This window comes from Phocaeicola acetigenes, assembly GCF_027529745.1.
GTDB classification, from domain to species: domain Bacteria; phylum Bacteroidota; class Bacteroidia; order Bacteroidales; family Bacteroidaceae; genus Phocaeicola; species Phocaeicola acetigenes.
Genome location: NZ_JAPZVM010000020.1, coordinates 1 through 6251, shown reverse-complemented (window position 1 = coordinate 6251; position 6251 = coordinate 1). Strand labels below are relative to the sequence as shown.

The 6251-nt window shown below is 42.0% G+C and carries 9 protein-coding genes; 7 read left to right on the top strand and 2 right to left on the bottom strand.

Features of this window, described 5'->3' with window-relative positions:
• Positions 1-101: 101 nt before the first annotated feature.
• Both O6P32_RS13505 and O6P32_RS13500 read left to right on the top strand, forming a co-directional pair.
• Positions 102-602: a nucleotidyltransferase domain-containing protein gene (locus tag O6P32_RS13505; protein WP_006743465.1), complete on the top strand. Its 501-nt coding sequence runs from the start codon at positions 102-104 to the stop codon at positions 600-602.
• Between the two features lie 11 nt (positions 603-613).
• Entirely contained in the window at positions 614-1363 is a 750-nt protein-coding gene (locus O6P32_RS13500; protein ID WP_269879042.1) for a nucleoside phosphorylase, read from the top strand.
• 320 nt (positions 1364-1683) lie between these two features.
• On the opposite strand, the gene O6P32_RS13495 is transcribed toward O6P32_RS13500, so the two are convergent.
• Complete coding sequence (locus O6P32_RS13495; RefSeq protein WP_269879041.1) at positions 1684-1812, bottom strand: hypothetical protein; 129 nt, start codon at positions 1810-1812, stop codon at positions 1684-1686.
• Positions 1813-2194: 382 nt separating this feature from the next.
• Between O6P32_RS13495 and O6P32_RS13490 the strand changes: the two genes are divergently transcribed.
• Positions 2195-2596, top strand: coding sequence for a single-stranded DNA-binding protein (locus tag O6P32_RS13490; protein WP_195651903.1), 402 nt, complete (start codon positions 2195-2197; stop codon positions 2594-2596).
• Between the two features lie 205 nt (positions 2597-2801).
• Here O6P32_RS13490 and O6P32_RS13485 read toward each other — a convergent pair whose 3' ends face one another.
• Positions 2802-2948 (bottom strand): hypothetical protein, encoded by a 147-nt coding sequence (locus tag O6P32_RS13485; RefSeq protein ID WP_195298589.1) that lies wholly within the window; start codon positions 2946-2948, stop codon positions 2802-2804.
• 670 nt (positions 2949-3618) lie between these two features.
• Here O6P32_RS13485 and O6P32_RS13480 point away from each other — a divergent pair.
• The 4 genes from O6P32_RS13480 to O6P32_RS13465 all read left to right on the top strand — a co-directional run.
• Entirely contained in the window at positions 3619-3975 is a 357-nt protein-coding gene (locus O6P32_RS13480; protein ID WP_269879040.1) for a DUF2958 domain-containing protein, read from the top strand.
• 64 nt (positions 3976-4039) lie between these two features.
• The gene (locus tag O6P32_RS13475) at positions 4040-4633 is read left to right on the top strand and encodes a DUF1281 family ferredoxin-like fold protein (protein WP_195391585.1); all 594 of its coding nucleotides are present in this window, start codon (positions 4040-4042) and stop codon (positions 4631-4633) included.
• Between the two features lie 41 nt (positions 4634-4674).
• A complete protein-coding gene (locus tag O6P32_RS13470; protein WP_117894141.1) occupies positions 4675-4908 on the top strand; it encodes a hypothetical protein in 234 nt (77 codons plus the stop codon).
• 954 nt (positions 4909-5862) lie between these two features.
• The coding region (locus O6P32_RS13465) for a single-stranded DNA-binding protein (protein WP_269879039.1) at positions 5863-6251 on the top strand (389 nt) is incomplete at its 3' end.

Sequence of the window (6251 nt, the reverse complement as noted above, 5' to 3'; positions counted from 1 at the left end):
GAAAGTGTAAAATGAACTGTGTCAAGGCTGTTAGATAAAGTTCGAAGATAGATACAATTTGCTGTGGATTTGTTATATTTAAACCGATAAATCGAAATTTTATGGTCACTTATTTTGATGCATGTGAGATTCTTGAAATGCTGTCTGAAGCATCTGTAAAGGTGTTTCTGGACGGCGGTTGGGGTGTCGATGCACTTATAGGCAGAGAAACAAGAATACATAACGACATCGATCTGTTCGTAGAGAAGAAAGACTATGGTAAGGCCATATCCGTGATTACCTGGAAGGGATACAGAGAAGTTGTAATGGACTATACGACCGATAGCCATACTGTCTGGAAAGATGACAACGGAAGAATAATCGATCTGCATTGTTTCGAATATGTCGAAGATGGAATTCTATATGACGGATACACTTTCCCAAGCGAAACTTTCTCAGGTAAAGGAAATATCGGGAATATTGAGGTAACATGCATAAACCCGGAGGCACAGGTACAGTTCCATCTTGGATATGAATACGATGAAAATGATGTCCACGACGTCCTGTTATTATGCAGAACTTTCAATCTTGAGATACCGGAGCAATATAAAACTCACATCTGATTCAATATGCTATGATTACTGATAGTTATGATATTGAAACTGAACCAATGATCAATCTGTTTGATTTCCACGGCAGACGTGGAGATTTTGCAGATATATGCCTGATAATATTCTCGAAGGAGATTCATCGGCATTTACTTGATTCCTACGAATCTGAAATTATTGCAACTATGCCGGCTTGCAATGGCGATACGCATATCTATAAAACAACTTATAAAGGAGTTACGATAACTTTCTACCTGTCAGGAATAGGTTCAGCAGTAGCATCCTCTCAATGTCATCTTGCAAGCTGGCTAACTGGAGCATCAAAGTTCATTATGTTCGGTTCCTGTGGCAGTCTTGACCGTACAACCACACAAGGTAGATTTATCATACCGACACAAAGTTACAGAGGGGACGGGTGTTCATATTATTTTGCAGCACCAGCCGACTATATTGATATAGCCGCAAGCAAGGAACTTTCCATAATTTTCGACAAATTATCTGTACCATATATTACAGGTAAAATATGGACGACAGATTCGATGATCAGAGAAACAAAAGGACTTGTATGCAAACGTATGGAAGAAGGGTGCATCGCTGTAGAAATGGAATTGGCTGGAGTTCAATCTGTGTGCGACTTCTACAATTTGAAGTTGTATGCTTTTTTTGAAGCAGGTGACATTTTGGATACAAATGGATATGAAGCCAAAGGCTTGAACAATGCCAACCATAGTTTAAACAAACTTTATATCGCTTTAGAAACGGCAACCTACATCTGAAGTATATGAGAATTGTAAATTCCTGTTTATCTAACAGCCTTGACACAGTTCAGCTGACGCCCCCGAAGACTCCCCAAATCTGAGGAGTCTTCTTTTATACTGAAACGATTTACCATTCACCATTATCGTCATAACTGGGATGCTCAAATCCATCGGTCTTAACGTCTCCAGTTGAAACATCTTCTTAAATGTCTTCTTGTACTTTTCGGTGTGTACCGCACACCTTTTTCCCCTCTTCCTCCGATGTCGTCTCCGGCGGCTGCCACAGTCCGGTTACCGCTCCGGTTTCACGGCCATTCTTCCTGAAATATCCCTTTGTTTTACAGTGATACACCCTTTTTCTTTAGTCGGTCAAGGCAGGCTCGTTCTTGCGGCTTCGTCTGTCGGCCGATGTATGTTTCTTCACCATGTCCGAGCGGCACGGCTGCTTTCGGAAGAACACTTGCCATAAATTCCAAAACCGGAAGTGCATCATACCGTAACCAATACGAATGAAAAACTTTTTCAGATGAATTTCCGGCGAAGTCAAATCATATTTCCTTGTGCAAATTTATGGAACAGCTTCCACTTTTTTCCGAAAGTGTCAGTGGCCGATTCGCAAATACCGTCCTTGCCTATTAATTCCAGAATCTTCCTTTTTCTGCACGCACAAAAAGCGTATTCATGGATTAATTATTTGCTGCCATCTTACCCAATAAAAAATATAAGAATCTTCCTTTTTCTGTTATACACAAAAAGCGTATTCGTACATTTTTTCATGGTTACCACTTAGTCTGTTCCAAGGTAATTGCACCGTAAAATTGATTAATTAACTTCTAAAATTCATACATTATGAAAAAGATTGAAAATTCCTTCGTAGTATCAGGTTACGTTTCCAATGACGCACAGATCCGCAGTTTTGAAACAGCAAGTGTAGCACGTTTTTCGATAGCCGTAAGCCGCTCAGAGAAGAAAGGTGAAGAAACGGTCTATACATCAGCCTTCCTGCCAGTCGAAGCCTGGCGTAAGAACGAGGCAGCCGATTCATTTGACAGAATCAAGAAGGGTGAACTGCTCACTGTAAAGGGATATTTCAAACCGGAAGAGTGGACCGAGAGTGAAACCAACAAGAAGCGTAACCGCATAGTCATGGTAGCCGTCGAGTTTTATCCGACACCTGAAAAGGAGGAAGAGGAGAAACCGGCTCCATCAGAGAAGAAGCCGAAAAGGACGAAGAAGACAGAATCCAAATAGAAAGGTGGCTCCGGCCACCCTTTTTTTATGCCCTTTCGAGGATTATTCTTGCGTACACGCAGTTCTCATACTCCCACCACCCTGCTAAGGTATGTCCGGTTGCCTTTGCTCTATGGTGACTATTGCATGGACACCTCCGGACAGAGGCAGCGGCCATCCGTTCCGCTGCATGGCCAAAGACTTCGTTTCCGACCATGCACTCCACTCATTTCTCACCCATACACACCCAGCCGGCATCTTGGGGCACAACGGCTTTGCTGATGTGCTCCGTATGCTGTCCGGGTGTGATACCATAAGGTAAGGCAGAGCCTTTCAGGTTGTTCTTGCGTACACGCAGTTCTCTTACTCCCACCACCCCATTAAGGTACCGTCTGTATTCTTGCCCTGTCTGGCACTTATCACTCTGCTCTCAAGCTCACAGACTGCTAAGAGCCGGTCAAGAAAGGCACCCATATCCCGGCACGTACCATGTCCGATACGGAGCTAAGGCATTTGCCTTAACAACCTTAATCTTTCACATGCTCCACGTACCGGTCTGATATGAGTGCCTGCTACAGCCGCATTGTTCACCCGATGATGAAGTACCTGAAGGTACTTCTTATTCCCGGCACCCTGTACCGTTTGCTGTGGATGTTCTTTTCAGTTTCATTCTTTTTCTTCTTCCATTCCTTTCCAGTGTCTTTCCGAAAGCATCCTGCTTCCCTCGTTTTTGCTGCCCATACCCTATCTGAGAGCCTTTGTTTTTTGACGGCAAATTTATAAGGGTTAGTGGAAATGAAAGAGTTCCGGCTATGAGCCTTTGCCCTGAAAAAAATAACGATGACGGCTTATCGCTGTCCCAACATTTTTTTCGTTCAAAACTTTTCTAATTCCACTTTTCCTGAAAAGACAATGCCGTAAAAAAAAGGCTCAAACTCAGATGGGGAATGATTCTCAATCTAAAAAAAAAGTCAGCGGATGCGAAAGACACAGGAAAGGAAATCTTTCAAAAAAAGGTCTAAAGCTCGCTGAAGAATAATTCGATGTTTAACCAACTAATTCAGAGCGATATGATAAAGATTTCAGAAGAACTCCTGGCGAAGTTTAACGCCAATCCTTTGTATTCAAAAGACGGACAAGGTATAAATGCAGAGGTTATTGCAAAGTTTTACGTTCCTTTTACTGAAGCCTGCTGGCTTATAACCGAAGCAAGTCAGGAAGGTGATGACTGGCTGATGTTTGGCTATTGTCACATTTTTGAGTGGGAATTTGGCTATGTCAGTCTATCCGAGATTATGGAGCTGAACATAAAAGGAATAACAGCTCAGATAGATAACACTCTGCCAAGAGGCTGCACTATTAAGGACTGTCTTAAGAAGATACCATTTGCAGAGCATTAAGCTCTGCAAACTTCAACAGGAACAAACAAAACATCCATTATAACCACAATAAATATTTACAGCTATGCCAAATTGGAACACTACAGATTATACACTTTATGGTAACAAGGATAATATAAAGAGACTATATACAGACTTGAAGAATACTGTTGATATTGACAGAACAAAGGAAAGCAAACCTTTTACATTCTTAGGTAACTCTTATTGGCTCGGTTACATTAAAAAACACCTTTTGCCAGAGGTTGAAGAAGAATTGCCAGCCCGAGGAGAAATTTCTTACATAGAAGAAGATATTAAAGATTATGGTGACGATATGGCTTCCTTAAAGTTGACTACTGAAACGGCTTGGGTTGCCTGTTCAGAACTGATGGACAAGATAGCAGAAAAATATGGCCTTCAGCTTTTCTACTATTCGGAAGAGCCTGGTTGTGGAATCTTTGAAACTAATGATACAGAAGGTCTGTTTTACTCATTCCGTTATATGGTTGACAGTGAAAAGGAAGGAATAGAATATTACGATTCATGGGATGAAGTTGTTTCAGTAATAAAAAGTATAACCGGCATCACTCTTGATAACATATCAGAAGCAGAAGACAAACTTTCTGACTTTAATGACGATGACACTTTCTTGATTATAAATGAAATATCAGTAGCTTAATCTGCTTGGGGCTAACAACCCCAAGTTTAACTTGAAATCTTATGACTTACGAAACCAATTGTACTGAAATAAACATAGAAAAGTGGAAACAGCTTATGCGCTATGCACGACCTTGTTCGTACAGGTTGCTGGTAAAGCGAATCCAAAAAGAAATACCTTCATTGTATCAATCTCTTGCTTTGGAGTTCCCGAATCCTTATGCATCGCAGTGTAGAAGTACCCCTACTCATTATGTTCTGGTACATTCTGCTATAGAGTATTTTATTCGTAAATAAATCGAGTCCCCTTCGAGGGGACTTTTGTTTCCCAACCTATCTAAGGAATAGGCTGTAAACCGTATGTTTCCTTCCTTTGGCTAAACTGTGTTTAGTCCGGAGGAATAAAACATCCGACTTGCAAATTCAGCACCTCACACCGTATGAACCTTCCCGGTGGCTCAGGATCATCCGGCGGGATCTGCTGTCCGGCAATTTGCAGCAGCCCGGTTTCTACCCGCCCTGGAAAGAACCCGTCACCTGAAGGTGCCGGGTGAAAGCGGAGTCTCGAAAGGGCATCTTTTCTGTGTGGCTGAAGCCTTCCGTTTTTAAATGTCTTCTTGTACTTTTCGGTGTGTACCGCACACCTTTTTCCCCTCTTCCTCCGATGTCGTCTCCGGCGGCTGCCACAGTCCGGTTACCGCTTCGGTTTCACGGCCATTCTTCCTGAAATATCCCTTTTTTTACAGTGATACACCCTTTTTCTTAAGTCGGTCAAGGCAGGCTCGTTCTTACGGCTTCGTCTGTCGTCCGATGTATGTTTCTTCACCATGTCCGATTGGCACGGCTGCTTTCGGAAGAACACTTGCCATAAATTCCAAAACCGGAAGTGCATCATACCGTAACCAATACGAATGAAAAACTTTTTCAGATGAATTTCCGGCGAAGTCAAATCATATTTCCTTGTGCAAATTTATGGAACAGCTTCCACTTTTTTCCGAAAGTGTCAGTGGCCGATTCGCAAATACCGTCCTTGCCTATTAATTCCAGAATCTTCCTTTTTCTGCACGCACAAAAAGCGTATTCATGGATTAATTATTTGCTGCCATCTTACCCAATAAAAAATATAAGAATCTTCCTTTTTCTGTTATACATAAAAAGCGTATTCGTACATTTTTTCATGGTTACCACTTAGTCTGTTCCAAGATAATTGCACCGTAAAATTGATTAATTAACTTCTAAAATTCATACATTATGAAAAAGATTGAAAATTCCTTCGTAGTATCAGGTTACGTTTCCAATGACGCACAGATCCGCAGTTTTGAAACAGCAAGTGTAGCACGTTTTTCGATAGCCGTAAGCCGCTCAGAGAAGAAAGGTGAAGAAACGGTCTATACATCAGCCTTCCTGCCAGTCGAAGCCTGGCGTAAGAACGAGGTAGCCGATTCATTTGACAGAATCAAGAAGGGTGAACTGCTCACAGTAAAGGGATATTTCAAACCGGAAGAGTGGACCGAGAGTGAAACCAACAAGAAGCGTAACCGCATAGTCATGGTAGCCGTCGAGTTTTATCCGACACCTGAAAAGGAGGAAGAGGAGAAACCGGCTCCATCAGAGAAGAAGCCGAAAAGGACGAAGAAGAC

Coding starts and splice junctions, on each gene's coding strand:
- O6P32_RS13505 (WP_006743465.1), top strand. CDS start 102: ATGGTCACTTATTTTGATGCATGTGAGATTCTTGAAATGCTGTCTGAA.
- O6P32_RS13500 (WP_269879042.1), top strand. CDS start 614: ATGATTACTGATAGTTATGATATTGAAACTGAACCAATGATCAATCTG.
- O6P32_RS13495 (WP_269879041.1), bottom strand. CDS start 1,812: ATGGCAAGTGTTCTTCCGAAAGCAGCCGTGCCGCTCGGACATGGTGAA.
- O6P32_RS13490 (WP_195651903.1), top strand. CDS start 2,195: ATGAAAAAGATTGAAAATTCCTTCGTAGTATCAGGTTACGTTTCCAAT.
- O6P32_RS13480 (WP_269879040.1), top strand. CDS start 3,619: ATGTTTAACCAACTAATTCAGAGCGATATGATAAAGATTTCAGAAGAA.
- O6P32_RS13475 (WP_195391585.1), top strand. CDS start 4,040: ATGCCAAATTGGAACACTACAGATTATACACTTTATGGTAACAAGGAT.
- O6P32_RS13470 (WP_117894141.1), top strand. CDS start 4,675: ATGACTTACGAAACCAATTGTACTGAAATAAACATAGAAAAGTGGAAA.